This window comes from Streptomyces hokutonensis (genome assembly GCF_042751305.1).
Taxonomy (GTDB): Bacteria; Actinomycetota; Actinomycetes; order Streptomycetales; family Streptomycetaceae; genus Streptomyces; species Streptomyces hokutonensis_A.
The window spans coordinates 79,817-105,432 of sequence record NZ_JBHYWD010000005.1; the positions used below are offsets into that span (position 1 = coordinate 79,817).

24 protein-coding genes and 1 pseudogene are annotated in these 25,616 nt (G+C 70.8%); 16 read left to right on the forward strand and 9 right to left on the reverse strand.

The features are described 5' to 3' along the window. The first annotated feature begins 103 nt into the window (after window positions 1-103). Both ACFXC1_RS15225 and ACFXC1_RS15230 read left to right on the forward strand, forming a co-directional pair. Window positions 104-367, forward strand: coding sequence for a hypothetical protein (locus ACFXC1_RS15225; protein WP_019075834.1), 264 nt, complete (start codon window positions 104-106; stop codon window positions 365-367). Continuing rightward, window positions 364-777 carry a PIN domain-containing protein gene (locus tag ACFXC1_RS15230; RefSeq protein ID WP_381242820.1) on the forward strand — a complete coding sequence of 138 codons (414 nt, stop codon included), beginning with the start codon at window positions 364-366 and terminating at the stop codon, window positions 775-777. The genes ACFXC1_RS15225 and ACFXC1_RS15230 overlap by 4 nt, the downstream gene beginning before the upstream one ends. A gap of 289 nt (window positions 778-1,066) precedes the next feature. Here ACFXC1_RS15230 and ACFXC1_RS15235 read toward each other — a convergent pair whose 3' ends face one another. After that, on the reverse strand, window positions 1,067-1,768 hold the full coding sequence (locus ACFXC1_RS15235; protein ID WP_381242822.1) for a hypothetical protein: 702 nt from the start codon (window positions 1,766-1,768) through the stop codon (window positions 1,067-1,069). A 178-nt stretch (window positions 1,769-1,946) separates the two neighbouring features. Next, entirely contained in the window at window positions 1,947-2,564 is a 618-nt protein-coding gene (locus ACFXC1_RS15240; RefSeq protein WP_381242824.1) for a lamin tail domain-containing protein, read from the reverse strand. A gap of 440 nt (window positions 2,565-3,004) precedes the next feature. Between ACFXC1_RS15240 and ACFXC1_RS15245 the strand changes: the two genes are divergently transcribed. Further along, window positions 3,005-4,060: an acyltransferase family protein gene (locus ACFXC1_RS15245; RefSeq protein ID WP_381242826.1), complete on the forward strand. Its 1,056-nt coding sequence runs from the start codon at window positions 3,005-3,007 to the stop codon at window positions 4,058-4,060. Between the two features lie 48 nt (window positions 4,061-4,108). On the opposite strand, the gene ACFXC1_RS15250 is transcribed toward ACFXC1_RS15245, so the two are convergent. After that, the gene (locus ACFXC1_RS15250) at window positions 4,109-6,490 is read right to left on the reverse strand and encodes an endonuclease/exonuclease/phosphatase family protein (protein WP_381243533.1); all 2,382 of its coding nucleotides are present in this window, start codon (window positions 6,488-6,490) and stop codon (window positions 4,109-4,111) included. A gap of 399 nt (window positions 6,491-6,889) precedes the next feature. Here ACFXC1_RS15250 and ACFXC1_RS15255 point away from each other — a divergent pair, with 399 nt between their 5' ends. Continuing rightward, window positions 6,890-8,653, forward strand: coding sequence for a beta-ketoacyl-[acyl-carrier-protein] synthase family protein (locus ACFXC1_RS15255; RefSeq protein ID WP_381242828.1), 1,764 nt, complete (start codon window positions 6,890-6,892; stop codon window positions 8,651-8,653). Between the two features lie 21 nt (window positions 8,654-8,674). Here ACFXC1_RS15255 and ku read toward each other — a convergent pair whose 3' ends face one another. Further along, window positions 8,675-9,724, reverse strand: coding sequence for a non-homologous end joining protein Ku (gene ku / locus ACFXC1_RS15260; protein WP_463293533.1), 1,050 nt, complete (start codon window positions 9,722-9,724; stop codon window positions 8,675-8,677). Between the two features lie 78 nt (window positions 9,725-9,802). Between ku and ligD the strand changes: the two are divergent. Next, window positions 9,803-10,672: pseudogene (ligD, locus tag ACFXC1_RS15265) on the forward strand (non-homologous end-joining DNA ligase); the annotation flags it as partial. A 130-nt stretch (window positions 10,673-10,802) separates the two neighbouring features. Here ligD and ACFXC1_RS15270 read toward each other — a convergent pair. Then, a complete protein-coding gene (locus ACFXC1_RS15270) occupies window positions 10,803-11,645 on the reverse strand; it encodes a DUF1963 domain-containing protein (RefSeq protein ID WP_381242832.1) in 843 nt (280 codons plus the stop codon). Window positions 11,646-11,679: 34 nt separating this feature from the next. Next, window positions 11,680-12,483: a nuclease-related domain-containing protein gene (locus ACFXC1_RS15275; protein ID WP_381242834.1), complete on the reverse strand. Its 804-nt coding sequence runs from the start codon at window positions 12,481-12,483 to the stop codon at window positions 11,680-11,682. A gap of 96 nt (window positions 12,484-12,579) precedes the next feature. On the opposite strand from ACFXC1_RS15275, the gene ACFXC1_RS15280 reads away from it, so the two are divergent. The 7 genes from ACFXC1_RS15280 (at window position 12,580) to ACFXC1_RS15310 (ending at window position 19,237) form a co-directional block, all read left to right on the forward strand. Next, window positions 12,580-13,086, forward strand: a complete 507-nt coding sequence (locus ACFXC1_RS15280; protein ID WP_381242835.1) for a protein-tyrosine phosphatase family protein — start codon at window positions 12,580-12,582, stop codon at window positions 13,084-13,086. Between the two features lie 63 nt (window positions 13,087-13,149). Then, window positions 13,150-13,872, forward strand: a complete 723-nt coding sequence (locus tag ACFXC1_RS15285; RefSeq protein WP_381242837.1) for a hypothetical protein — start codon at window positions 13,150-13,152, stop codon at window positions 13,870-13,872. Continuing rightward, window positions 13,869-15,107 carry an ATP-binding protein gene (locus tag ACFXC1_RS15290; protein WP_381242839.1) on the forward strand — a complete coding sequence of 413 codons (1,239 nt, stop codon included), beginning with the start codon at window positions 13,869-13,871 and terminating at the stop codon, window positions 15,105-15,107. Before ACFXC1_RS15285 ends, ACFXC1_RS15290 begins: the two co-directional genes overlap by 4 nt. Window positions 15,108-15,289: 182 nt before the next feature. Continuing rightward, window positions 15,290-15,778 carry an SH3 domain-containing protein gene (locus ACFXC1_RS15295; RefSeq protein WP_381242841.1) on the forward strand — a complete coding sequence of 163 codons (489 nt, stop codon included), beginning with the start codon at window positions 15,290-15,292 and terminating at the stop codon, window positions 15,776-15,778. Window positions 15,779-15,839: 61 nt separating this feature from the next. After that, window positions 15,840-17,204, forward strand: a complete 1,365-nt coding sequence (locus tag ACFXC1_RS15300) for an FtsW/RodA/SpoVE family cell cycle protein (protein ID WP_381242843.1) — start codon at window positions 15,840-15,842, stop codon at window positions 17,202-17,204. 8 nt (window positions 17,205-17,212) lie between these two features. Further along, window positions 17,213-18,673: a penicillin-binding transpeptidase domain-containing protein gene (locus ACFXC1_RS15305; protein ID WP_381243535.1), complete on the forward strand. Its 1,461-nt coding sequence runs from the start codon at window positions 17,213-17,215 to the stop codon at window positions 18,671-18,673. Window positions 18,674-18,718: 45 nt separating this feature from the next. Further along, on the forward strand, window positions 18,719-19,237 hold the full coding sequence (locus tag ACFXC1_RS15310) for a DUF3291 domain-containing protein (RefSeq protein WP_381242845.1): 519 nt from the start codon (window positions 18,719-18,721) through the stop codon (window positions 19,235-19,237). Here the strand turns inward: ACFXC1_RS15310 and ACFXC1_RS15315 are convergent. Together ACFXC1_RS15315 and ACFXC1_RS15320 are read right to left on the reverse strand one after the other, a co-directional pair. Beyond that, window positions 19,234-20,112 (reverse strand): ADP-ribosylglycohydrolase family protein, encoded by an 879-nt coding sequence (locus ACFXC1_RS15315; RefSeq protein WP_381242847.1) that lies wholly within the window; start codon window positions 20,110-20,112, stop codon window positions 19,234-19,236. The two genes, ACFXC1_RS15310 and ACFXC1_RS15315, sit on opposite strands and share 4 nt — an antisense overlap. Continuing rightward, complete coding sequence (locus ACFXC1_RS15320) at window positions 20,109-20,918, reverse strand: hypothetical protein (protein WP_381243536.1); 810 nt, start codon at window positions 20,916-20,918, stop codon at window positions 20,109-20,111. The genes ACFXC1_RS15315 and ACFXC1_RS15320 overlap by 4 nt, the downstream gene beginning before the upstream one ends. 139 nt (window positions 20,919-21,057) lie before the next feature. On the opposite strand from ACFXC1_RS15320, the gene ACFXC1_RS15325 reads away from it, so the two are divergent. The 4 genes from ACFXC1_RS15325 to ACFXC1_RS15340 all read left to right on the forward strand — a co-directional run bounded on the left by ACFXC1_RS15325 (window position 21,058) and on the right by ACFXC1_RS15340 (window position 24,336). Then, window positions 21,058-21,996, forward strand: coding sequence for an AurF N-oxygenase family protein (locus tag ACFXC1_RS15325; protein WP_381242849.1), 939 nt, complete (start codon window positions 21,058-21,060; stop codon window positions 21,994-21,996). Between the two features lie 166 nt (window positions 21,997-22,162). Beyond that, window positions 22,163-22,810, forward strand: coding sequence for a TetR/AcrR family transcriptional regulator (locus ACFXC1_RS15330; RefSeq protein ID WP_381242851.1), 648 nt, complete (start codon window positions 22,163-22,165; stop codon window positions 22,808-22,810). Between the two features lie 10 nt (window positions 22,811-22,820). Continuing rightward, window positions 22,821-23,135 carry a hypothetical protein gene (locus ACFXC1_RS15335; protein ID WP_381242853.1) on the forward strand — a complete coding sequence of 105 codons (315 nt, stop codon included), beginning with the start codon at window positions 22,821-22,823 and terminating at the stop codon, window positions 23,133-23,135. A 103-nt stretch (window positions 23,136-23,238) separates the two neighbouring features. Further along, a complete protein-coding gene (locus tag ACFXC1_RS15340; RefSeq protein WP_381242855.1) occupies window positions 23,239-24,336 on the forward strand; it encodes a C40 family peptidase in 1,098 nt (365 codons plus the stop codon). On the opposite strand, the gene ACFXC1_RS15345 is transcribed toward ACFXC1_RS15340, so the two are convergent. Continuing rightward, on the reverse strand, window positions 24,333-25,583 hold the full coding sequence (locus tag ACFXC1_RS15345; RefSeq protein ID WP_381242857.1) for a styrene monooxygenase/indole monooxygenase family protein: 1,251 nt from the start codon (window positions 25,581-25,583) through the stop codon (window positions 24,333-24,335). The two genes, ACFXC1_RS15340 and ACFXC1_RS15345, sit on opposite strands and share 4 nt — an antisense overlap. Window positions 25,584-25,616: the final 33 nt, after the last annotated feature.

A 25,616-nucleotide genomic window follows, 5' to 3' on the forward strand; every position in this document is an offset into this window, starting at 1 on the left:
TACACGCAGACGGACCGTCCTGGTCCGATGCGGGTCCGGGTGACATCTTGACCTGTCGCCCGAACCCGCATCAGCCAGGAGGATGCACGGTAGGATAGGTAGCATGAGTGAGCCTACCGGCAAGTACTCGATCACCATGCCACGCGATATTGCCGAAGCAGCCAAGGCCCGCAGCGGCCCTTCCGGACTGTCCGCCTACGTCGCCGCAGCCGTCGCCCGCCAGATCGAGCGGGACAACCTCAACGAACTCATCACGGTGGCGGAGGCCGAACACGGCCCCATCGGTGACGAAGAGGTTCAGGCTCTGCGCGACCAACTCCACCAAGCCCGAGAGCAGCAAACCCAAGGCGGGGCGAACGCCGCGTGACCCCCTCCCCCGCCGCCCCCGGTGGCACCCTGGTTCTCGACAGCGAAGGGCTGGCCAAGGCCGTTCTGCGCGACCGCACGGTCACCGGCTGGCTCGCCCTCGCCCGCGCCGACGACCTGCGGGTGATCACTTCCGCAGCCACCCTCGTGGAGGTGATCCATCCACGGATCAATCGCCCAGCCCTGGAATGGACCCTGTCCCGCCTCGTCATCGAACCGGTCACCGAGCCCGTCGCCCGCCACGCCGCCGCCCTCCTCGCCGACGCCGGCCTGCACGGCCACAAGTACGCCATCGACGCCATGCTCGGCGCCACCGCGTTGGCCGCCCCCGGACCCGTCACCGTCCTCACCTCAGACCCCGAGGACCTCGCCGCGCTCTGCCGCGAACGCGTCACCGTCATCAAGATCTGAGGGCGCACCGCGCACCTGATCAATGACGACAACAACCACCCGCGTGCCTCGAAATGCCTCTCCATACGGCGGAACTGACGAACATCGGAGTGAAGTTCGCCATGAGACGACTCCATAGGGCATTTCACGTCGCGAAGCATGCGTGGGACGGCGGGCTTGATGGTCAGTCAGATGGGCCGCGGACCTGCCAAAACAGCTGGGAACTGTCCGGCTCCGGAGCTGTGTGCGCAGGTTCGAATCCTGCCGGGTGCGGTGCACTCCGCTTCGTAACCGCAGCCCTTGGAGATCTCTAGTCGGGCTCCGCCGCGCCCATCCCCTGCAGTTGGCGCAGCATGGTGACCTGATGCGCCAGGTCGGGGGCGGACTTGTCGGCGATGAGGATCGTGTCGCGGGACGTCGAGGCCTGGAGCAGCTTGATGTGTATTCCCAGGTGGGATCGCTCAAGGCCCGGGACGCTTCGCCAGTCGGCGTGTGCTGCCTGGTCGGCCGTCATCACGATCTGGGTCTCGGGGTCCCGTCGTACCAGGTGGGCCGGTACGGCGCTGCGGAAGTCTAGGGGGCCGGTCAGGTCGGATATGTCGAGGGCCCAGTCGCCGTCGCACATCAGGTCCACCCAGTGTTCTCCGTTGGCCCGTTGGTACAGCGGACCCAGATGGGAGGAGAAGGGGTCCACGTGCGGGAGGAGCGTGATGTTGGCGAAGTGGCCGCGGAGCACGACCCGGCGATAGGCGCAGCCGAGGACTCGTATGTGGGCGGTGTCGGGGGCGGTCAGGCCGTCGACAAGGACGTTGTCCAACAGCGCCCCCTCCAGGACGCAGTCGCGTACCGTGCAGCCGCGCAGGGTGATGTCGCGGAACACCGGCCGCCGGGCGGGGTCCTCTACCGCTTCGACCCGTGAGCCGAACAACTCGTAGCCGTCGAGCTCCCGGCCCTCGATCCTCGTACCGGGTCCGGAGCGGAGCGCCCCGGTGCTTCCTGGCAGTTGCTTCATCATGGCCTCCCCGCACTTCCCTTGTGTGTGCAGCGAGGAGTATCCCGTCCGCCCAGGACGGCAGTTGATGGACGGTCAGTCGGACGCACGGCGCGCCGCCCCTGGATAGGACAGCGCGCCGTGGATGTCACCTGACTACTGAGACGTCACTGGCCGGACGTCACAGAACCGGTGGTGGTCAGCGGTGGCCGCCGCCCCCGTGGCCGCCACCCTCGTGGCCGCCGCCTTCGTGGCCACCCCCGTTGTGGCCGCCACCCTCGTGACCGCCACCCCAGTTGTGGCCCCCGCCCCCGTTACGGCCGCCACCCTCGTGGCCGCCACCCTCGTGACCGCCCCCGTTGCGGCCGCCCCAGGACTTGTCGTCGACGAGGCGGCGGTGGTCGTTGCGGAGGGTGGCGGTGTCGGAGCGGTTGTCCCAGGCGTAGTCGCGGCGGTCCTGGTAGACGTCCTGGGCGGTGTCGCGGCCCTTTCCGGTGTGGACGCGGACGGTGGCGTGGCCGGCGAGGCGGTAGTGGCGGAAGGTGTAGATCTGGCCTTCCTTGTTCGACAGCTTCCAGCCGTCGAGGTCGACGCCGTGGCGGCCGTGGTTGGTGATCTCCACCCACTCGTTGTTCAGCGAACGGGCGGAGCGGTCGTCCAGTCCCGGCGAGTCGGCCTGTACGCGGCTGATCTCCACGCTCGACCGGGCCGCGTGGTCCGACGCGGTCGCCGGCAGTGCCGCCGCGCCGACGAGAGCGCCGGCAGCCAGCGCGGCTGCGGCCAGACGACGGACGGACACGGAAGGTGAAGAGGTCACGGGTTCCCCCAGCATGGTGCGGGCACATCCGCGGATACGGCAACGGCCGGACCCGGGCTGTGCGGTGTGCGGGTGGCGGCCTGTTGGCCGCACACCCACACCTTCTCCACCGCGCCGACGGGATATGGGCGATAGGTGAATCACGTTACGAGTCAGTCGCATTTCCGTGATTGTCGCCTGTACCGTCCATTTATGCGTGTGATGCGCCGAGTTGACGCACCTAGTTCTTGCGGGCACTGACCCGAGGTCCGTGATCGCCAGGGTGCGCCACCCCAGGTCAGCCGGGGGTGTCACCCGAAAGTGGGTAACGGACAGAGCTCCGATTCCCGTTACCTGAAGGACTCCCTGGTGCACCGGCTCACGATCCGCTCCTTCTGCGACTGACTCAGACGGGTGCCCCGTCGTCGTATTCCTCGCCGTGTTCGGGAAGGGTGTGGGCCTTGGGCAGGCCTTGTGAGCAGCCGGCGGCAACTCCCGCCCTGCACGCGGCACATCGGCGGTGGGGGCTGCGGGTGCCGGTGGTGCTGGGCGCGGTCGCCCTGGTCGCCGACACGCTGGTGGTCACCGTGCACGCGCCCGTCGTAGGACTGCTCAACTACGTGCTCGTGTGGGGCGTCGCCTATCAACTGGGCTTCTGCTGGCGGGACAAGCTCCTCACCGAGCGGTCCGCCGTCTCCGCGTTCATGGCCGCGGGCGGTGCGGTCGCCTTCGCCGCGCTGGTCCGGCTCGGACCCTTCCCGGTGAGCCTGATCCTCGTCACCGGGCAGAGCCCCAGTAACACCAATCCCCCGTCGGCGGCCATGCTGGCGTGGGCAGTTGGGCAGGTCGGGGTGGCGCTGCTGCTCGCGCCCGCGTTGCGGCGACTGCTGGAGCGCGGGCAACTCTGGCAGCTGGTACGGCCGTTGGGCGGTGCCGGCATGACGCTCTACCTGTGGCACATGCTGCCCGTGCTGGTCGTCGCGGGCGTCTTCTATCTCCCCGACCTCGCGCCCGAACCCGCTTACGGATCGGGGAGTTGGTGGGCGCTGCGCGTGCCCTGGCTGGCCGTGCTCACGGTCGTGCTGGTGGGGGTCGTAGGGGGGGCTGGGGCCGTTGGAGCGTGGGCTGGCAGTGGCCTACGAGCGGACGCGGCCGGGCGACGAACCGCGCAGGGCTTGGGCGTTGTGGGGCGGGCTGGCGGCGAGTGTGAGTGCGCTGATCTGGTTCGCGGGGCATGGGTTCGCCTATGGCGGGCGGTTTCCGGTGCTTCCCTCGGTGGGGCTGGTGGTTGGGGTGGGGCTGGTCATGGTGACGGGGCGGAGTGTGGTGGACCGGGGTGTGCGCGTCAGCGCCTGAGGGGCTTGTGTTGTCTTGCGGGTGCGGGCGCGTTGTGGCTGGTCGCGCCCACGCGGCGGAGCCGCATATCGATACAGCCCCGCGCCCCTTGGGAGTTGCCCTGGCCGGCATCGAGAGGGCGCGCCCCTCAGGGGGTTGTCTGCCCGGCGCCGAGAGGCTGATGGGGCGGGGCGACTTACGCCGTCCCGCCCCGTCACCCGCCAACAGCGTCAGTGCCTACCGCACTTCGACACATCGATCCGCACGATCTGCGGATCGTGGTCGCTCGCCTGGTCCGCGAACTCCGCGTTGATGTGGACGACGTCGTAGTTGAAGGACGTCACCGCGGGGCTGGTCAGGATGTGGTCCAGGGTCTGGGAGTTGCCGTCGTAGACGTAGGTGTAGCGCTCGGCGGCGGGGAGGGTGGTGATCAGGGGCGTGAGGACCTTGTCGGCCGTCAGCGTGGTCACCGTCTGGGAGAACTCGTAGTCGTTCAGGTCGCCGAGGACGATCGCCCTGGCGTTCTTGTCCGCCGCGAGGAGGGACTTGACGAAGGTGTTGACCTCCGCCGCCTGGGCCGCGCGCTGGGTCTCGGAGCTGCGGGCCGGGGGCTGGTAGCGGCCGTGGATCGGCTGGTCGCCGCCCTTGGAGATGAAGTGGTTGGCGATCACGAAGACCTGCTCGCCCTGGAAGGTGAACTCGCCGACCAGCGGCTTGCGGCTATCCTCCCAGGCCGCGTTGGTCGGGTCGATACGGCCCGGGGAGTAGGTGAGTTCGACGCCGTGGCGGGTCTTCACCACGCTCGTCGCGGTGGTCGCGTCGCCGCCCGGGTGGTCGGTGAAGGAGACCCGCTTGGGGTTGAAGAGGAAGACCTGACGGATGTTGCCGCCGGGCTCGCCGCCGTCCGCGTCGTTGGTCGGGGAGATGTAGCGCCACTTGTAGACCGGGCCGCCGGCCGCGCGGACCGCGTCCGTGAAGCGCTTCAGGGTGCCCTCGGCCGTCACCGTGCCGTCGTTGGTCGCGCCGTTGTCGTCCTGGATCTCCTCCAGGGCGACGATGTCGGGGGAGTTGAGGTTGACCGCGACGCCCTCGGCGAGCCGGTCGAACTTCTCCTGGGTGTCGAGCGCGTCCAGGTTCTCCACGTTGTACGTGGCGACCGCCAGCTCGTCCCTTTTCTGCTTGCGCGTCACTTCCTGCTTCAGGCCGTTGTCGACGAGGGTGCCGAGCTGGGTGGCCTGGACGTTGTAGCCGCCGTAGGTGGAGTAGTCGAGGGGGCCGGTGGTGGTCCCTGACAGTTCGTCACCGACGTTGGCGGCGGGGAAGGTTGAGGTGGTGTCGAGCGACATCACCTCGATACGGCCGGTGTTGGGCTGGTCGTAGGAGGAGTACAGGGTGCCGCCGCGTGCCGTGGCGTTCTCGTCCGGCTTGACCGTGACCCACAGCTCGCCGTACGCGTCGCTCGCGCCGACCACGCGGGCGTCGGCGAACGTGACCCGCATGCCCTCCAGGGACTCGAAGAAGTCCTGGGCGTAGACGGTGGGTTGGAGCGCGAGGGACTCGATGCTGCCGCCGGACGCGGTGGGGATGTAGGCGTCGGGGACCGAGGTGGCGTCCAGTGTCACGGCGGCCGGCAGGGCGTTGCCGCTGGAGAGGACCGTGGTCGTCGGGCCGCTGATCTCGGTGTTCGACTGACTGGTGCTGCTCGGGTAGTACTCGCTGACCTTGCCGGTGACCAGGACCGAGTCGCCGACCGCCACCGTGGGCTTGGTGGAGCCGGTGTAGACGAAGACGGCCTCGCTGGTGCGCGGGTCGGTGTCGGGGGTCGGGTCCTGGATCCAGTAGCCGAGGGAGCCGCTGGAGCGGACGCCGGTGACGATGCCGGGGACGCGGGTGACCGTCTGGCCGGAGTACGGCGAGAGGCGGGTCGTGCCCTGGATGTCGTGCACACGGACGGTGCCGGGGTCGGTCGGCGAGCCGCCGTCGCCACCGCCGCCGTCGCCCGAACCGGGCGTCTGGCCAGCCGAGTTGACCGGGGAGGGGGTGCCCGCGGTGAAGTCCGCCGCGTTGTCGTCGGTGTCGGCGAGCGAGTCGGCGCGAGCGACCGCGGCCGTGTTGGAGGCGCCGGTGGCCGGGCCGCTGCCCTCGCGGACGACCGCGGTGCCGTAGCCCGTGAGGTCGACGATGCGGGTGTCGGCCGCGCAGTCCGCGGCGGTCTTGCAGGTCAGCGCGGTGGTGCCGGAGACCAGGGCGATCGTGCCGGTGGTGGCGCTCATGGCGACCGAGCCGCTGGCGTCGGTGGTCGGCAGCGCGGTGGTGCCGCCGCTGCCGGTGCCCTCGCCGACCAGGTAGCGGGCGCCGGGGGCGATCGCGCCGGTGAGGGTGGTGACCTGCCAAGTGGAGGCGGCGGAGGGCGAACCGGGCAGGTACTGCACGCTGTAGCCCGACAGGTCGTAGGCCGCCGAACCGGCGTTGCCGAGTTCCACGAAGTCCCGGGTCAGGGTGGCTCCCGAGTTGCCTCCGCCGCCGTACACCTCGGCGATCACCGCCGAGGCCGACGGGGTGGCGTGCGCGGCGGGCAGGGCGGTGAAGGCGAACGCTCCCGCCGCGCCCACCGAGACGATCGCTTGGGCGGTGCGGCGGGCGCGGGGTCTGCGCCCTTCAGGTCTGGACACGCTGGCGGTCTCCTCGTACTTCGTGTAGCTGCCGATACCGGTGCCTGTGGGGAGTCGGCTCAAGTTACGCGCGTAGAAAGGGAGTTGCCAGAGGGCCTCGCGTTAAATCCCGGGAACAAGTGGGGGCGGGGACGGCGACCGCGGGCGCGAAAGTGACCTTCCACACATAAGACCGGTGATCGAATCGGACAACTCGCCCCATTCCGGCGGGCCTTGAGAGCCCGAGAGCCGCAAGAGGTTCACCGTTCAACCGTGGCGTTTTCCGGTTTCGTCCAGTTCACTCGGGATGGTTTGCCGCGCACCATAAGTCCGTTCTGAGCACAGGGAGTGTGTAGAGCCATGTCCAATTCACCCCATTCACCGGAGATTCCGTTCGCCCCGCACCCGGTGAGCGCCGCCGAAGTCATCCCCGGCGACCTGATCGCGTTGTCCCCCGACGACGCCGAACGCGACTGCTGGTACGTCGTCATGCACACCCTGCCCGAGACCCCGGAGACGATCCGGCTCGCGCTGCGTCCGCCGCTCGGCGGCGCCGACCGGGACGAGGTGCTCGGCCGGAACCTGCGCGTCACCGTCGCCTGCCACCGGATGGACGTCGGCGCGATCCCCCGCCTCGACTCCCAGGACCTCACCGCGGTCGAGTTCCGCGACGGCGACCGGGTGACCACCCTGCGGGTCGTCGATCCGCGCGCCGACGAGGTGTCGTACGTACGGCGTTGGGGTGTGTGGCACCGGGATCCGGACGGGGCGGCGGGAGAGGTCGCGAACGATACGGAGGTCCGTGGGTGGGGTGGCGCGGAGTACGTGGTAGGGCATCACGCGCGGCCGGAGCGGGAGGCGGTCGTGAACGGGCCGCGGCGGGTGGTGGTCACCGGGCTCGGGGCCGTGACGCCGCTCGGGGTCGGGGTGGGCGAGCTGTGGCGGGGGCTGCTCGACGGTCGGCACGGGATCCGGGAACTGGACGGCGCGGAGTTCGCGGAGCTGCCCGTACGGGTGGCCGGGACCGTGCCCGTCGACCCGGCGGAGCTGCTGCCACGCGCGGCGGCGCGGCGGATGAACCGGGCCGCGCAGTTCGCCGTGCTCGCCGCGCGGGAGGCGTGGGACGACGCCGGGTTCGTGGCGGGCGGCACCCGGGAGAGCGGGCTCGACCCCGAGCGGGTCGGCGTCAGCCTCGGGGCGATCCTCGGGGACGCGTCCGTGCTCGTCGGCGGCGACCGCAAGCTGCGCGACAAGGGGCCGCGCGCGGTCTCCCCGCTCACCACCCCCATGACCGTGCCCTCACAGGCCGCGTCCCAGGTCTCCCTCGACCTGCACATCACCGGCGAGGCCCGCACAGTCACCGCCGCGTGCGCCTCCGGCACCGAGGCGATCGGGGCGGCCATCGACCGCATACGGTACGGCCGCGTCGACATCGCCCTGGCGGGCGGGGCCGAGGCGGTCGTCACGCCGGCGATCATGGCGTCGTTCGCGGCGATGCGGGCGTTGTCCACGCGGGGGTTGGCGGACGGTTCGTCTCCGTCGCAGCCGTTCGGGAAGGGCCGGGACGGGTTCGTGAACGGGGAGGGCGCGGGGGTGCTCGTCCTGGAGGCCGAGGAACACGCCCGTGCGCGTGGAGCGCGGATCTACTGCGAGGCCGCCGGGTGGGGGCTGTCCGCCGACGCGCACCACATGGCCGCGCCGGATCCCTCCGGCGCCGGGGTCGCGCTCGCGGTGCGGCGGGCGGTGCGGGACGCGGGCGGGCATGTCGTGGACGTCGTGCACGTGAACGCGCATGCCACGGCGACGGTCGAGGGCGATCTCGCGGAGGCGGAGGCGCTGCGGGCCGTGTTCGGACGACGGGCCGTGCCCGTCACCGCGCTCAAGGGGCATCTCGGGCATCTGCAGGGGGCGGCCGGCGGGGTGGAGGCCGTGGCGACCGTGCTCACGCTGCATCACGGGGTGGTGCCGCCGACCGTGGGGGGTGGCGAGTTGGACGACGCGTTGGGGTTGGACGTGGTGGTGGGGGCGGGGCGGGAGCTGCCGGAGGGTGGGGATCTGGCGTTGAGCAATTCGTTCGGGTTCGGGGGGCACAACGCGGTGTTGGCGTTGCGGCGGGTGGGGTGACGTTGCGCGGCGAGCGGGGACTCAGGCGGTTCGCTTGCGGGGAGTTGCCTTCTTCGCCGGGGTCTTCTTCGCGGCGGTCTTCTTCGTCGCCTGCGTCTGCGTCTGCGTCGATTTCTTCGCGGATCCGGAGGCCGACGCCTTCGTGGTCGTCGCCTTCGTGGTCGTCGTCTTCTTCGCCGCCGTCTTCTTCGCCGTGGAGGTCGACTTCTTGCCGGTGGTCTGCTTCGGGGTCGCGCGCGAGGAGATGGAGGTGACCTCGGCCTTGGCCGCCGTCCGCGCACCGGCGGGCTCCGCGCCTCGCGACTCCTGTGCCTCGCGGACGCTCTTCTCCAGGGCCGCCATCAGGTCGAGGACCTTGCCGCTGCGGGCCGGAGCCGGGGCATCGGCCGGCTGTTCGCCGGAGGCCTTGGCGGTGATCATCTCCTCTACGGCCTCGCGGTAGTCGTCGTGGAGGTCGGCGAGGTCGACCTCGCCCAGCGTGTCCATCAGGGCGTCCGCGAGGTCGAGTTCCTTGTCCCGGACGGTGACGCCGGTGTCGGGGGCGACGCCCTCGGGGGCGCGGATCTCGTCCGGCCAGAGCAGACCGTGCATGGCGATCACGTCGTCGACCACGCGCAGCATGCCGAGGCGTTCGCGGCCCCGTAGCGCGTACTTCGCGATGGCCACCTTCTGGCTGCGCTTCAGCGCCTCGCGGAGCAGGGTGTACGGCTTGGCCGCGGGGACGCCGTTCGCGGAGAGGTAGTAGGCCGCGTCCATCTGGAGGGGATCGATCCGGTCGGCCGGTACGAAGGCCACGATCTCGATCGTCTTCGCCGTGGGGATCGGCAGCTGGGCCAGGTCCTCGTCCGTGATCGGGATCATCGTGCCGTCCGCGTCCTCGTACGCCTTGCCGATCTCGGCCTGGCTGACCTCGCGGTCCTCCAGTTCGCAGACCTTGCGGTAGCGGATGCGGCCGCCGTCCTCGGTGTGGATCTGGCGGAAGGAGACGGAGTGGCTCTCGGTCGCGTTCACCAGCTTGATCGGGATGCTGACCAGGCCGAAGGAGATCGCGCCGTTCCATATGGATCGCACCTGCCGCACCCGCCTTCCGATTCCGGATCACATCCGGTCCGCGTCCGGTTCGTCACGTTTCCGTGGGATTCTCATCGTATGACGCCGATCACAGAGGTGGAGGGGCGAAGGCTGGCGCTCAGCAACCTGGAGAAGGTGCTGTACCCGGCGGACGGCTTCACCAAGGGCGAGGTCCTGCACTACTACGCCACCACCGCCGAGGCCCTGCTGCCCCATCTGCGGGACCGGCCGCTGTCCTTCCTGCGGTACCCGGACGGGCCGGACGGTCAGGTGTTCTTCGCCAAGAACGTGCCGCCGGGTACGCCCGAGTGGGTCACCACGGCCGAGGTGCCCAGGTCGGAGGGGCCGGCCCGGATGGTGCTGGTGCAGAACCTGGCGTCCCTCATGTGGGCGGCGAACCTCGTCACCGAGTTCCACACCCCTCAGTGGGTGATCGGGGCGCCGGGCTCCGCCGACCGGCTGGTCTTCGATCTCGATCCGGGGGCGCCGGCGACGGTCGTGCAGTGCTGCGAGGTCGCGGTGTGGCTGCGGGAGCGGCTCGCTTCCGACGGGATCGAGGCGTATGTCAAGACGTCCGGGGCGAAGGGGCTGCATCTGCTGGCGGGGGTGGAGCCGGTGCCGTCGGAGCGGGCCGTGGAGTACGCGAAGGCGCTGGCCGTGGAGGCGGAGAAGGCCATGCCCCGGCTCGTCGTGCACCGGATGACGCGGAGTCTGCGGCCGGGGAAGGTGTTCGTCGACTGGAGCCAGAACGCTGCGCGGAAGACGACGGCGACGGCGTACACGCTGCGGGCGCGGGCCGAGCCGAGTGTGTCGGCGCCGGTGACGTGGGGGGAGGTGGAGGGGTGTCGGTCCGTGGGCCAACTGACCTTTCTGGCAACGGACATGGGGGTACGGCTGCGGGAGTACGGGGACTTGCTGGCGCCGTTGGTCGGTGGGGGGCCGGTGGGGGTGGGCCCTAGTTTCCCCCCCCCCCCCCCCCACCGCGGCCGCTCGGGGGGGCGGGCGCCCCCCGCCCCCCGCTTCGCCCCTGCGGGGGCCCCGACCTCTAACGCCGGACGGGCTGAAAATCGACCGGACCTCAGGGGTTCCAGAACACCGAAGTGAACGCCCGGTCGAAGCGACCCGTGGCAAGGTCCTCGCGCTGGATCGCCCAGTGGACGGACGCGCTCTCCCAGCCCTCCACGTCCATGCCTGCCTGCCAGTCGGCGAGGAGGAGCCAGTCCGAGGCGTCGGGCGAGACCGGGCCGGGCCAGTGGCCCGCTTCCGCCGCTTTTCCGGCGCGGTATGCGGCGATGGCGACCGGATCGGTGTGGACGGCCTCCTCCCAGGCGTATCCCCCGAGTTGGATGGGGGCCTGGGGGGTGATGGCGTCCTGGGTGCTGTTCCAGACCTGGACGAGTTCCCCGGCGCGGGGGTACTCGACCGCGTGGTGGTACGGCAAGGACACTCCGGCCGTCGCCCTCAACGGGCCCTGGGGGAACGCCTTGAACATCGCCTCCTCGTCCTCGAAGTCGAAGGTGTTCCAGGCGTTGGGGTCCCGTTCCGTCACGGCCGTGCCGGCGGGGACGTGGACCGCGCTGCCCCGCGTTTCGTAGTCGTCGGCGGTCTCCGGGAAGGCGAACAGCAGCAGGTGGCCGTCGGGAGGAAGGGGCAGGTCCGTCGTGTCGGTGCGGAGGGCCGTGAGGTCGATGGAGGCTACGAAGGGGCGGGCGGGGTCCGGGACATCGGGCGGCAGCAGGAGCGGGCCGCCGAATCTGCCCACGACCGGGCCGGCTTCCTGCCACTCCCCGTCCTCCGCCCGCGTCAGCGTCACGCAGGGGCGGGCCGTGTCCAGCCGGCGCTCCACGTCGTCGGCGGGTATGTCGCGCGCGCTCGCCTCGTCACGGAACGGGCGTAACCGGTCCCACATCTCAGGGGTCATGCTCAGACCGTGGAGGACGGGACTGACACCCCCGTCACACCTTCCCCCACGTATGCCGGTCCCGGGCCATCGCATGCAGCGCCTCCACGTCCGCCGGCTTCAACACCCCTCCCGTCCTTGCCAGTCCGGGCAGTTCCGTGTCCTGGAGTACGCGGACCTCGCGGAGCGGGTTCAGGACGGCGACGTCCGCCGGGCCGGCCAGGGCCAGCAGCGGGCGGACCTCGGCGGTGAGGGCGTAGGAGGCGCGGTCGGCGTCGGAGCGGACCCGGCGGAGGAGGGGGAGGGGGTCGCGGCGGCCCAGGGTGACCATGGGGTCGGCGATGCGGACGCGTTGTTTACGGGCGTACAGGGTGTGTACGGCGAAGAGGCCGCCGGGGCCGATCACCAGGTGGTGGAGGCGGTCGCCGCCGGGGAGCGGGATCGAGTGGAGGGCGTGCCAGCCCGCGCCGTCGAGTGCGTCCAGGGCCTCGCCGACGACCTGTTCGGCGGTGAGGGCGCGGCGGCGCTGGTCGGGGCGGAGCCGGTGCTGCGGGCCGGGGTCCCGGTCGAGGGCCAGGTGGAGCGCCTCGCCGGGGCGGTTGGGCGCGAGGTCGTCGTCGGGGTGGAGGGAGAGCCGCGCGAGTTCCGCGGGCGTCGGCACCGGCGGCGGGCCGATCGTGACCGGTCCGGTGAGGAAGGGGCCGAGGGCGTGCAGCACGTCCTCTCTGCGGTCCTCGCTCAGCAGGTTGATCCTGGCCGCCTCCCTGTCGTACCAGGCGACGTTCCTTCCGTCCGTGTGACAGACGTACAGCCGTTCCTGACCATGGCGCCAGGTCGGTACGACGCGTAGTCCACTCATGCGTCATCACCCCTCGACCATGGGAACAGGCGGGGTGCTCAAGGGGCAAGAACCCGGTTACCTTTGGGTCAGTCGCTGGGGCTTGGGGAGGCGCCGTTGCGGACGCGCAGGAAGCAACCCGACGTACCCGCTCCGGACACTCCGTGGAGCGAGATCGTCACCGGTCTGTGGATGGGCGGGCACGAGTTCAGGGGGCGCTCGGGGCAGCGGGAGTTCGCGGTGGTGCGGGACGAGTTCGATCTCGTCCAGACGCTGCTGCGGCTGCCGGGGCACGGGCCCGACTCCGGCGTCGAGCACCATGTGTGGCCGATTCCGGACGGGCCGCTGGACGGGACGCAGCTCGCGGGCGTGATGCGGCTGGCCCGGGCCGCGTGCGACGCGCTGGACGACGGGCGGAAGGTCCTCGTCCGCTGCTATCACGGCTACAACAGGTCGGGGCTCGTCGTCGCGCACGCGCTGGTCCGGCGCGGGTACTCCACCGAGGAGGCGATACGGCTGATCCGCGCCCGCCGCTCGCCGTGGGCGCTGCACAACGAACTGTTCGTGGAGTATCTGCGGGCGGGACTGTCCACGGCCCGGCTGCTGGAGGAGCTGGCCGAGTAATCGTTTCCCCGACCCGCTGACCTGCGTGAACAAAAAGGACTTCCGTACGAATAGGGTGTACGGGTGCCGTTCCCCCGCCCCCTGCGCACCACCGCCGTCGTCACTCTGCTGCTCGCGACCGCGGTGGCCTGCGGTGACACCGGCGCACTGCACGCCGCGGGCGCGACCCCGACGGCGACCAGCCCCGCCCGGCTCTGGCCGAATCTGTCGCCCGCCGCCTCCCCCGCCTACGACTTCGACGAGGCCGACACCGAGATCGTGCAGGGCGTCACCGTCCCCGGCGACGACATCCGCAAGGTGGACCCGATCACCGTCGTACGGGCCGAGATCGCCGCGAACCCGAGCAACTACGACGGCTCCCAGGCGCCGTACCGGGGAACCGCCGAGCGGATCGGCGACTGCGGGAGCGGCGGGGACCGCAGCAAGTGCCCCGTCCTCAAGCCGTACTACCGCGACCTGACCGGCGACGGACACGACGACCTGACGCTCGGCTTCCGGCTGCTGCCCACGAAGATGACGGCCGTGCGGGTCTACACCGTCGAGAAGCACCGGCTCGTGCAGGTCATGGCCAACGACGACGCGGTGAGCGGCGTCGAGCTGGCCGGGCGTTCGGTGATCATCCGCTCGCCGTCCGAGCTGGCGGGGTACGAGTACCGCGTGCAGTGGACCTGGGACGCCGAGCAGAAGGCGATGCTGCTGACCCACGACGAGTTCCTGCGCACGGGCAGCCGTAAGCACGGTGTCCGTCGCGCGACGCCCACGCCCGTACCCTCGGCGACCTCGTGACCCGGCTCGCGCTGCCCCGCTGGGCCGGGACCCTCGCCTTCAAGTCCGCCGTGTTCATCACGGTGATGTGCTGCGCGCTGGCCGCCCTGCTCGGCGTGCTCGTGCATGTGTCGGTGACCGACCGGACCGTCGGCCAGGCCCGCCAACTGGCGCTGTCGCGGCTGCGGACGGCGACGGCGCAGTACGAGGCCGGGGACTCGCTGCTGCACGGCGCCGGTGTCGATCCCGAGAGCCTGCCCGTGCCCCTGCGGCAGCTGGCCGCGGACGGCGACCGGGGCACGATGGTCGGCAAGCGCCGGGGGCGCCCGACGATGTGGGCGGCGGGACCCGCCGACGGGGGCCGGGTGCTGGCCGTGGCGGTCGACTACTCGCAGGGCGCCGACACCATCGCCGGGCTCGACCGGGCGATCGTGTGGTCCTCGGCGCTGGCGATCGGGGCGACCCTGCTGGTCGGCGCGTTCGCGGTGACCCGGGTGACCCGGCGGCTGCACGGGACCGCACAGGTGGCCCGGCGGATCAGCGCCGGCGACCTGGACGCACGGGTCGACGATCCCCGTACGAAGGACGCGACCCGGCCGCAGGACGAGGTCGCCGCGGTGGCCGCCGCGCTCGACACTATGGCCGCCTCGTTGCAGGGCAAGCTCCAGACCGAGCAGCGGTTCACGGCCGACGTGGCGCACGAGCTGCGCACCCCGCTGACCGGGCTGCACGCGGCGGCCGAACTGCTGCCGCCGGGGCGGCCGACCGAGCTGGTGCGGGACCGGGTGGCCGCGTTGCGCACGCTCACGGAGGACCTGCTGGAGATCTCCCGGCTCGACACCCGGCGGGAGCAGGTCGAGCTGGGTACTGAGCAGTTGGGGGCGGTGGCGCGGAGGGTGGTCCAGGCGTCGGGGACGGACACGGAGGTCGTCGTCGTACGGGACGAGTGGGTGGAGACGGACCGGCGGCGGCTCGAGCGGGTGCTCGGGAACCTGGTCGCCAACGCGCACCGGCACGGGCGGGGGCCGGTGGTGGTGACCGTGGACGGGGCGGTGGTGACCGTGCGGGATCACGGGGACGGGTACCCGGGCTATCTCGTCGAGCACGGGCCGCAGCGGTTCCGTACGGAGGGGGGAGCTACGGGGCATGGGCTGGGGTTGACCATCGCGTTGGGGCAGGCGGAGGTGTTGGGGGCGAGGCTGGTGTTCGCGAACGTTGAGGACGGCGGGGCGCTGGCGACGTTGACGTTGCGATGAGAGTGGTTGTCGGCAGCGGACCGGCGGGGGTTGATCGCGCCCACGCGGCGGAGCCGCATATCGGCACAGCCCCGCGCTCCTGAAGGGGCGCGCTCGTGTGGACCAACATGACAAGCGCGGCCCGTCCCGCTCCCCCTAATGTGGCGATTAGTCAGGTTCGCCCCATTTCTGGAGGTACCCCCATGTCCCTCAGCCTCTCTCTCCGGCGTATCGGTATAGCGGTCGCCGCCGGTGCGCTCGTCACCGCCGCCGCCGTCACGCCCGCCGTGGCCGACGACGAATGGGGCGACCAGGACCAGAGCGTCAGCAGCTCCCAGGACGACGACGGCTGGAACCAGCGCGGCGACGAGGACTCCGACGGTCGCGGCGAGCACAACCAGCAGGGTGACGACAACGGTCGCGGCGACGACAACGAGCACGGCGAGCACCACAACCAGCGCCTGTACCGGGGCGTCGTGACGGCGCGCGAACTGGCCCTGCGCACCCGGCCGGACCGCGGCAGCAGGATCATCCGGTACGCGCACCGCGGCGAGCACGTCTCGATCTTCTGCAAGACGAGGGGCTCCAACGTCGACGGCAACCACCTCTGGTACCTGCTCACGGACGGCACCTGGGCCTGGGGTTCGGCGCGCTACATCGACAACATCGGTCCGGCCCCCCGCTGGTGCTGACGGGCGAGACACACTCGCCACCCAAGGCACACAACCCGTCCCATTTGGGTAAGTTCCGGACATGACCAACGCCGGAACCACCGTCACAGCGGACCTTCCCACACCCGCTGTACGCCTCCCCCGGCGCCGTGGCATCGAACTCACCCTCATCGTCGTAGCCGTACTCCTCTCGGTGTACGGCTACTGCGCTGTCGGTCTGGCCAGGAACGGCACGGTCCCGCCCGGCGCCGCCGGCTACGGCGCCGGGCTCGGCGTGCTCGCCCTGCTGGCGCATGTGGCGGTGCGGCTGCGGGCTCCGTACGCCGACCCGCTCCTGCTCCCGATCGGGGTACTCCTCAACGGCCTCGGCCTGGTCCTGATCTACCGGCTCGACCTGGAGACCCCGGGCGACCGGGCGGCCCCCACCCAACTCGTGTGGTCCACCCTGGGCGTGACCCTCTTCACCGTCGTGGTCGTCGCTCTCCGGGACCACCGCGTGCTCCAGCGCTACGCGTATGTGTGCGTGGCGGCCGCGCTCGTCCTCCTCACCCTCCCGGTCCTCTTCCCGGCCGTGAACGGCGCCCGGATCTGGATCCGGATCGCCGGATTCTCCATCCAGCCGGGCGAGTTCGCGAAGGTGCTGCTCGCGATCTTCTTCGCCGCGTATCTGGCGGCCAACCGCAACGCGCTCGCCTACGCCGGCCGCCGCGTCTGGCGCCTCCAGCTCCCCACCGGCCGCGTCCTCGGCCCGATCGTCGCGATCTGGCTGATCAGTGTCGGCGTCCTGATCCTGGAACGCGACCTGGGCACCTCGCTCCTCTTCTTCGGCCTGTTCGTGACCCTCCTCTACGTGGCCACCGGCCGCACCGGCTGGATCGCGGTCGGCCTGCTGCTCGCGGCCCTCGGAGCGGTCGCGGTCGGCCGCCTCGAACCGCATGTCCACAGCCGCGTCCTCGACTGGCTGCACCCCTTCGCGTCGATCGACGCGGGCCAGGGACCCAACCAACTCGCCCAGTCCCTCTTCGCGTTCGCGGCCGGCGGCATCCTCGGCACGGGCCTCGGCCTCGGCCACTCGATCCTCATCGGCTTCGCCGCGAAGTCGGACTTCATCCTGGCCACCGCGGGCGAGGAACTGGGCCTGGCCGGCCTCTCCGCGATCTTCATCCTCTACGGCCTGCTCGTGGAGCGCGGCTACCGTGCGGGCCTCGCGCTGCGCGACCCCTTCGGCCGGCTGCTCGCGGTCGGCCTCGCCTCGATCGTCGCGCTCCAGGTGTTCGTGATCGCGGGCGGGGTGACCGGGCTGATCCCGCTGACCGGCATGGCGATGCCGTTCCTCGCCCAGGGCGGCTCCTCGGTCGTCACCAACTGGGCGATCGTGGCCCTGCTGATCCGGGTCAGCGACTCGGCCCGCCGCCAGTCCGACTACGACATCGAGGTGGCGGCGTGACCGACGCCATGACCCGGCACATCCGCCTCGCGGCGGCCTTCTGCACCCTGCTCCTGCTCGCCCTGCTGGTGAACGCCACCCGCATCCAGGTCTTCCGGTCCCGGCCCTACGACGACAATCCCGCCAACCGCCGCCAGACCATCGCCCGTTACGACCAGCCGCGCGGCGCCATCCTCGTCGGCGGCCGGCCGATCACCGGCTCCCGGGACTCCGGCGAGCAGCTCCGCTACGAACGGACGTACAAGGACGGCCCGTTGTACGCCCCCGTCACCGGCTTCGCCTCGCAGGAGTACGGCACGACGTTCCTGGAGCACTCCGAGGACGCCATCCTCTCCGGCACCGACGAGATGCTCTCGCCGTTCCCCCTGTGGAACGACCTCACCCGCGCGCAGAACCCCGGCGGCAACGTCGTCACCACCCTCGACCCGGCCGCGCAGAAGGCGGCTTACGACGGACTCGGCACCCGCACGGGCGCGGTCGCCGCGATCGAACCCTCCACCGGCCGCATCCTCGCCCTGGTCTCCACCCCGTCCTACGACCCTGGCGCGCTCTCGGGCAACGGCCGTACCGCGAACCGCAGTTGGGCCCGGCTGAACGCCGACCCGGACAAGCCGATGCTCAACCGGGCGGTACGGCAGACCTATCCGCCGGGTTCGACGTTCAAGGTGGTCACCGCGGCGGCGGCGCTGGACGCGGGGGTGGTGACGGACCTGGACGCGGCGACGAAGTCACCCGACCCGTTCACCCTCCCCGGCACCTCGACGACCCTCACGAACGAGGGTGACGGCTGCGCGGACGCGCCGCTGCGCTCCGCCTTCGAGTGGTCGTGCAACACGGTGTTCGCGAAGCTGGGCGTGGATACCGGTGTGCGGAACATGAGCGGCACGGCGGAGGCGTTCGGCTTCAACGACACCGGTGTGCGGATCCCGTTCGCGGTCTCCCCCAGCACCTTCGACACCTCGGTGGACAAGGCCCAGTTGGCGCTGTCGTCGATCGGCCAGTACAACACGCGGGCCACGCCGTTGCAGATGGCGATGGTCGCGGCGGCGGTCGCGAACGGGGGGCAGGTGCGGCAGCCTTACCTGGTGGAGCGCACGACGCGGAAGGGCGGCGAGACGGTGTCGACGGCCGGATCGTCCCGCCCGGTCCGTCAGGCCATGCACCCCGCAACAGCCGTACAGATGAGGGAACTCATGGAAGACGTGGTCACGGAAGGCACCGGCACGAACGCGGCCATCCCCGGCGCCACGGTCGGCGGCAAGACCGGCACCGCGCAGCACGGCATCGGCAACTCCGGTACGCCGTATGCCTGGTTCGTGTCCTGGGCGCAGGGCGAGCGGGACATGGAGCCGAAGGTGGCGGTCGCGGTGGTGGTGGAGGACGCGTCTGCCGACCGCTCGGACATCAGCGGGGGCGGGGACGCGGCACCGATCGCGAAGGCGGTGATGGAGGCGGTGCTCGGCCTGTGAGACGGGGGGTGTCACGGCACGGACGCCCGACCTATCGTTCGGTTCATGACTGAGCCGTCGACAGCACCCGCCTACGAACTCGCCCAGGTCAACATCGGCCGACTCCAATTCCCCATGGACTCCCCGGAGTTGAAGGACTTCGTGGACGCCCTCGACCCCGTCAACGCCGTCGCCGACGCGGCCGAGGGCTTCGTGTGGCGCCTCCAGTCCGACTCCGGCAACGCCACCGACGTCCCCGTCCTCGGCGACGACTGGCTGATCATCAACATGTCCGTGTGGCGCGACACGAACGCCCTGACCGCGTTCATGTACCAGGGCCGGCACCGGGAGTTGCTGGCCCGCCGCCGCGAATGGTTCGAACGCATGCGGGAGGCGATGGCAACCCTGTGGTGGGTCCCGAGGGGCCACCGCCCCACGGTCGCGGAGGCCGAGGAACGCCTCCTCCACCTCCGCGCCCACGGCCCGACCCCGTACGCCTTCACCCTGCGCACGTCGTTCCCGCCCCAGGGAGCCGACCCGACGGGACCGGTCAACATCCCGGAGGGGCTGGGCTGTTCCGTCTAGTTCCCGGTACCCGGCAGGGGCTCGCGGCGGCGCAGCCAGTCCTGCGGCACGCCGTCGAGCCCCGTCCGGGCGGCCACGATGCCGCCGGTGATGGCACAGGTCGTGTCGACGTCACCGAAACCCTCCGCGGTGGTCCACAGGGCGGAGGTCAGATCGTCCGGGTGCCGGGCGGCCGACCAGACGGCGAAGGGGACGGTGTCGTCGGCGCGGATGCGCTGACCGTTGCCGAGGAGGTCGGAGGCCCGCCACGGCTCGGTGGCGAACGGCACGTCGACCGCCCGCAACAGCCCTTCCCTCACGGCACTTTCGGGCGTCCGCGCCGCCACCGCCTCCAGGGTCAGCTCCCGCCGTACGGAGAACGCGGCGGCGACGGCCACGGCGACCGCGCCGGCGATGCCCTCCGGGTGGGCGTGGGTGACCTCGGCGGACAGGATCGCCTGCTCGACGACGCGGTCGAGATCGTCGTGGAACCACGCACCCAGCGGAGCGGCACGCATCGCGGCACCGTTGCCGAGGCTGCCCTGGCCGTCGAACAGCTCACGCGCCAACTCCCGCCAGCGGTGCGGCTCCTGGAGCAGCAGGGGCAGCAACTGGTGCATGCCGTGGCCGTACCCCCGGGCCGGATCGACGTCGTAGCCGAGCGCGAACGCCCGGGCGAGGGGCTCCTGTCGGATCTCGCCGTGCTCGTCGAGCACCCGGAGGATGCCGAGGGCCATCGCCGTGTCGTCCGTCCAGTGCCACTCCGGTTCCTCCGGGGTGCGCCGGGCGCGGACCTCGTCGTAGGCCTGACGGGGTTCGCGGAAGAGCGGGAACCAGCGCTCGCCGAACGCGTCGCCGAGGGCGAGCCCCTCCAAACTTCGGCGGGCCGGCGTCACTTGGCCTTCCTGGTCTCCGAGCGGACCTGGAGGGTCATCTTCGCGGAGAGGGCCAGGTCGACGTCGGAGGGGTCCTGGGTGAGGGTCGCCGCCGTGGTCCAGGCGACGGCGGCGGCGGTGTTGCCGTCGGCCCAGGCACAGGTGGGATAGGTGACGGTGGCGCCGAGCTTCTTCTGGCTGAGTACCTCGCAGGAGACCGTGACCCCGCCCTCGGCGAAGTCCTTGCGCGGTACGGCCACGGTCACCCCGGTGGCCTCGCCGGCGCCCTTCAGCATGCCCGCGCGAGCCTCGTCCTCGTTCTTGAAGCGGCCGTACATCCCCGACAGGACGAGCGTGCCCTTGGTCGCGTCGCCGTTCAGGGCGTAGGTGCCGACGACACCCACGGTGTCCTCGGCGTCCCAGGCGCCGTCCGCCTCCTGCTCGATCTTCTGCCCCTCGGTGCCGGAGAGGTCGTCGGCGAGCTCGAAGCGGCCGTCGACCAGCGTCTTGGGCAGCGTCAGCACGAAGTTCGCCTCGGGAAACCCGGTGGCGGACTGGCTGCCGACCGTCAGCACGACGGCCATGAAGATCACCACCGCCACACCGAGCGCCCCACCGACGATCCCCAGCACGAACCCGAGCCCGCGCTTCTTCGAGGGCGGCGGGAAGGCGGGCGGAGGGGCGCCCCAGCCGTAGGGCTGTTGACCGTACGGCGGCTGCGGCGGTCCGAACTGCTGCGGGGGGTACGCCTGTTGCGGGTACGGCTGGGGGTACTGCTGCGGGTACGGCTGTTGGGGATACGAGGGCTGCTGCGGCGGTGGAGGCATGGACACGACAGCACCGTACATGCGGAATATGCAGAACTTGCGAACAGAGGGATTGACGAGCTTGCTGACAAGCAGTCTCATAAGACTTCGGAGGATGTGACCCCGGGTAACACGCACTGATCCGCGAGGTGGGAGAACCATGACGACCCTGACCGAAGCCGACGCGGTCGACGGGCTGCGCGACGCGCTCGGCCTGCTCAAGGACCGCGAGCAGGTGGCCGAACGGCTGCTCGCCTCCTCCGCGAAGCACTCCTTCGACCCCGACAGGGAACTCGACTGGGACGCGCCCTTCGAGGACGGCAAGTGGTTCTGGCCGCCGGAACTGGTCTCGCTCTACGACACCCCGCTGTGGCGGCGGATGAGCGAGGAACAGCGGATCCTGCTCTCCCAGCACGAGGCCGCGGCACTCGCCTCGCTCGGCATCTGGTTCGAGCTGATCCTGATGCAGCTGCTCGTCCGGCACATCTACGACAAGGCGGCGACGAGTGCGCATGTGCGCTACGCGCTCACCGAGATCGAGGACGAGTGCCGGCACTCGAAGATGTTCGCGCGGCTGATCTCCCGCGGGGACGCGCCCTGGTATCCGGTGAGCCGGGCCCACCAGAACCTGGGGCGGCTGTTCAAGACGGTCTCCACCACGCCCGGTTCCTTCACCGCGACGCTGCTCGGGGAGGAAGTCCTCGACTGGATGCAGAGGTTGACGTTTCCGGACGAGCGGGTGCAGCCGTTGGTGCGGGGCGTGACGCGGATCCATGTGGTGGAGGAGGCGCGTCATGTCCGTTACGCCCGGGAGGAGTTGAGGCGTCAGATGGTCACCGCGCCCCGGTGGTCGCAGGAGTTCACGCGGGTCACGTCGGGTGAGTTCGCGCGGATCTTCTCGATCGCCTTCATCAATCCCGAGGTGTACACGAACGTGGGGCTCGATCAGCGGGAGGCCGTGGCTCAGGTGCGGGCGAGTGGGCATCGGCGGGAGGTCATGCAGAGCGGGTCGAAGAAGTTGACGGACTTCTTGGACGACATCGGGGTGCTGAGGGGGGTTGGGCGGAGGTTGTGGAAGGCTTCGGGGCTACTGGCTTGAGGTCGTAGTGCAAGCCGGTGGGGGCTGGTCGCGCAGTTCCCCGCGCCCCTACAAGCGCCTTGACTGATCCGGCCTTCAGGGGCGCGGGGCTGTATCGATTTGCGGCTCCGCCGCGTGGGCGCGACCAGCCACGACGCACCCGCACCCGCCCGACTACCCTGCACCCATGCCCCCTGCCGCGCCCGCCTACCGCCGTCTCAATGTCGAGGAGCGCCGGAGCCAGCTCCTCGAAGCCGCCCTCACCCTCTTCGCGCACCGCGCCCCCGAAGAGGTGTCCCTCGACGACGTGGCGGAGGCGGCCGGCGTCTCCCGGCCCCTGGTGTACCGGTACTTCCCCGGCGGCAAGCAGCAGCTCTACGAAGCAGCCCTCCGCTCCGCCGCCGAGGAACTCCAGCAGTGCTTCGACGAACCGCGCGAGGGCCCGCTCCTCCCCCGTCTCGCCCGCGCCCTCGACCGCTACCTCGGCTTCGTCGACCAGCACGACGCCGGCTTCAGCGCCCTGCTCCAGGGCGGGAGCGTCGTGGAGACATCCCGTACGACGGCCATTGTGGACGGCGTCCGCCGGGCCGCCGCCGTGCACATCCTCAGCCATCTCGGCGTCGCCGAACCGGGCCCGCGGCTGCGGATGACCGTACGGATGTGGATCACGGCCGTAGAGGCGGCCTCCCTCATCTGGCTCGACGAGGACAAGCAGCCGCCCGCCGACGAACTGCGGGACTGGCTGGTCGAGCAGTTCGCGGCGGTGCTGTCGGTGACGGCCCGCCGGGACCCGCAGACCGCCGGGCTTGTCCGGGCCCTCGCGACGGATGGCTGACACTGGTGGCGTGAAGAGCGAAGAGACCCCGTTCGAGGGCGGCCCGATGGACGGGCGGTCCCTGCCGGTGCTGGTCGGACCCACCGGGAACCCGCCGAAGACCTACCGCATCCCGGTCCCCGACGACGCCGGCGGCCCGCCCACGGTTCTCGTCTACCGCCGGGTGCCCAGGGCACACAGCAAGCGGCTCGGGCTCCCCAAGGGCTGGAAGTACGAGTACGACCCGCAGGGGAAGCGCGGCAGCGGCCTGCGCTGGCCCTGGTCCAAACCGGACGCCGCACCAGACGCCACGCCGGGCGGCAAGCCGGACGACACCCACGGGTGACCAGGTTGCGCCGAACCGCGCACACCCGGCGCGCGGACCCGGCGCCCCCGTCTGATGCTCACGATGCGGGGCGGAAGGGCCGCCGCGCACCGGAGGTGATGACGTGTCAGGAAGGCTTCTGCGTCTGGTCTGTACGGCGGCGGTGGCGGCCGGCACCGTCCTCGCACCGCTGCCCGCCGCGGCCGTACCCGATCCGCAGGCACCCGGACAGCGGCCCGTGGCCGAGTTGCTGACGGACCTTCAGACGCTGTACCGGGACGCCGAGCAGGCCACGGAGACGTACAACGCCACCGAGGAGAAGCTGAAGAAGCAGCACGCCGAGGTCGACCGCCTGGACTCCGAACTCGCCCGCGCCCGTCTCACCCTCCACGACAGCCGCGGCGCCGCCGGCCGGCTGGCCCGCGAGCAGTACCAGAACAGCACCGCCCTCTCCCCCTACGTCCGCCTCCTCCTCGCCCATGACCCGCAGCACGCGCTCGACGAGGGCCATGTCATCGGCCAGTTGGCGCGCGAGCGGGCCGACACGGTGGGCCGACTGCTCGGCAACGAGAAGAAGAGCGACGACCTGGCCCGCGCGGCCCGCAAGGCCCTCGACACCCAACTCACCCTGGCCGCGCGCCAGATGAAGGACCGCGACGACGTACGCAAGCGTCTGGCCGACGTCGAGAAGCTCATCGCCTCCCTCACCCCCGACCAACTCACCGCCCTCGCCGCCTTCGAGAAGACCGACGTCGACAAGGCCCAGCAGAAACTGGTCACTTCAGGTGCGTTGGGCGACGACAACCGCGAGCCCTCACGCGCGGGAGACCGGGCGTTGCGCTACGCCGTCCAACAGATCGGCAAGCCGTACGAGTGGGGAGCGGAGGGCCCGAGGACGTACGACTGCTCGGGCCTGACGTCCGAGGCGTGGGGTCACGCGGGCACCACGATCCCGAGGACGAGTGAAGAGCAGTGGGCAGAGCTGCCGAGAATCCCGCTCGACGAACTACGCCCCGGCGACCTGATCATCTACTTCCCGGAGGCCACGCACGTGGCGATGTACCTGGGCGACGGAAAGATCGTCCAGGCCCCGCGCACGGGCGAGAAGGTCCAGGTGTCACCTGTGGCGTCCTACCCCATCCTCGGAGCGGTACGCCCGGACGAGCGCCCTGAAGGGGCGCGGGGAACTGCGCGACCAGCCACGACGAAACCCGCAGCCTAGGCCGTCACAGAAGCCAGGTACGCCCCCGTCTTCTCCGGGTCATAGAAGAAGTTCTCAAAATCAGCCGGGTCGTCGAAGCCGTTGGCGAACCGATCCGCCACCGGCGGCAACTGCCCAGCCGCACCAATGAGGTTGAGGATGTGCTCCGGCGGCGGAGACAGCATCGCGTTGGTCCACTTCGTCACGTGCCGCGCGGTCTCCCAGTACCGCTCGAACGTCGCAGACATCCAGTCCCCGTCGAACTCCTTCTCCCCGTGTTCGAGGATCGACGCGAGATACGAAGCGGCGCACTTGGCCGCGGAGTTGGAGCCCTGCCCGGTGATCGGGTCGTTGGCGACGACGACGTCGGCGACACCGAGAACCAGGCCACCACCCGGCAGCCGACCGATCGGGTTACGGACGGTGGGCGCGTAACGGCCCGCCAACGTCCCACCCGCATCGGTCAGTTCGACATCGCGCGCCCGCTCGTACTCCCAGGGCGTGAACTTCTCCATGAGTTCCAGGGTCAGGGAGAGGTGCTCGCCCGGGTCCTTGACTCCGTTGAAGACGTCGAGGGGGCCGCCGGGTATGCCTTCCCAGAAGAGTATGTCGGCGCGGCCGGAGGTCGTGAGCGTCGGCATGACGAACAACTCGCCGACGCCGGGCACCAGGTTGCAGCGGACGGCGTCGTAGTCCGGGTGCTCCGGACGCGGGCCCAGACCGTGGACGTAGGAGACCGCGAGCGCGCGCTGCGGCTCGGTGTACGGGGAGCGCTCCGGGTCGCGGGCGAACATCGACACCAGCTCGCCCTTGCCGGCCGAGACGAGGACGAGGTCGTAGGTGCGGGAGAAGTAGTCGAGGTCGCCGACCGCCGCGCCGTGGATGACCAGTTGGCCGCCGCGCTGGGCGAAGGTCTCCATCCAGCCGGCCATCTTGACCCGCTGGTCGACCGACTGCGCGTACCCGTCGAGCTTGCCCACCCAGTCGATCGCGCGCTGTGTCGGCCCCGGGTCGTGCGAGCCGGGGGCGGCGACCGAGACGCCGAGTCCTTCGATCTTCGGGGCCTGGGACTCCCAGAAGTTCAGCTGGAGATCGCGCTCGTGCCGCAGTGCCGTGGTGAACATGCACTGCGTCGACATGACCCGCCCGGAACGGATCTCGTCCGCCGTCCGGTTGGACATCAGGGTGACCTCGTACCCGTGCGACTGGAGTCCGAGGGCGAGTTGGAGCCCGGACTGGCCGGCTCCGACGACGAGTATCTTCCGCATGCGGGTGGTGGCTCCTTGGTCGCGACTGATCGA

Coding starts and splice junctions, on each gene's coding strand:
- ACFXC1_RS15235 (WP_381242822.1), bottom strand. CDS start 1,768: ATGAAGCAACTGCCAGGAAGCACCGGGGCGCTCCGCTCCGGACCCGGT.
- ACFXC1_RS15325 (WP_381242849.1), top strand. CDS start 21,058: ATGACGACCCTGACCGAAGCCGACGCGGTCGACGGGCTGCGCGACGCG.
- ACFXC1_RS15275 (WP_381242834.1), bottom strand. CDS start 12,483: ATGAGTGGACTACGCGTCGTACCGACCTGGCGCCATGGTCAGGAACGG.
- ACFXC1_RS15270 (WP_381242832.1), bottom strand. CDS start 11,645: ATGACCCCTGAGATGTGGGACCGGTTACGCCCGTTCCGTGACGAGGCG.
- ACFXC1_RS15300 (WP_381242843.1), top strand. CDS start 15,840: ATGACCAACGCCGGAACCACCGTCACAGCGGACCTTCCCACACCCGCT.
- ACFXC1_RS15320 (WP_381243536.1), bottom strand. CDS start 20,918: ATGCCTCCACCGCCGCAGCAGCCCTCGTATCCCCAACAGCCGTACCCG.
- ACFXC1_RS15310 (WP_381242845.1), top strand. CDS start 18,719: ATGACTGAGCCGTCGACAGCACCCGCCTACGAACTCGCCCAGGTCAAC.
- ACFXC1_RS15345 (WP_381242857.1), bottom strand. CDS start 25,583: ATGCGGAAGATACTCGTCGTCGGAGCCGGCCAGTCCGGGCTCCAACTC.
- ACFXC1_RS15225 (WP_019075834.1), top strand. CDS start 104: ATGAGTGAGCCTACCGGCAAGTACTCGATCACCATGCCACGCGATATT.
- ACFXC1_RS15330 (WP_381242851.1), top strand. CDS start 22,163: ATGCCCCCTGCCGCGCCCGCCTACCGCCGTCTCAATGTCGAGGAGCGC.
- ACFXC1_RS15305 (WP_381243535.1), top strand. CDS start 17,213: ATGACCCGGCACATCCGCCTCGCGGCGGCCTTCTGCACCCTGCTCCTG.
- ACFXC1_RS15295 (WP_381242841.1), top strand. CDS start 15,290: ATGTCCCTCAGCCTCTCTCTCCGGCGTATCGGTATAGCGGTCGCCGCC.
- ACFXC1_RS15255 (WP_381242828.1), top strand. CDS start 6,890: ATGTCCAATTCACCCCATTCACCGGAGATTCCGTTCGCCCCGCACCCG.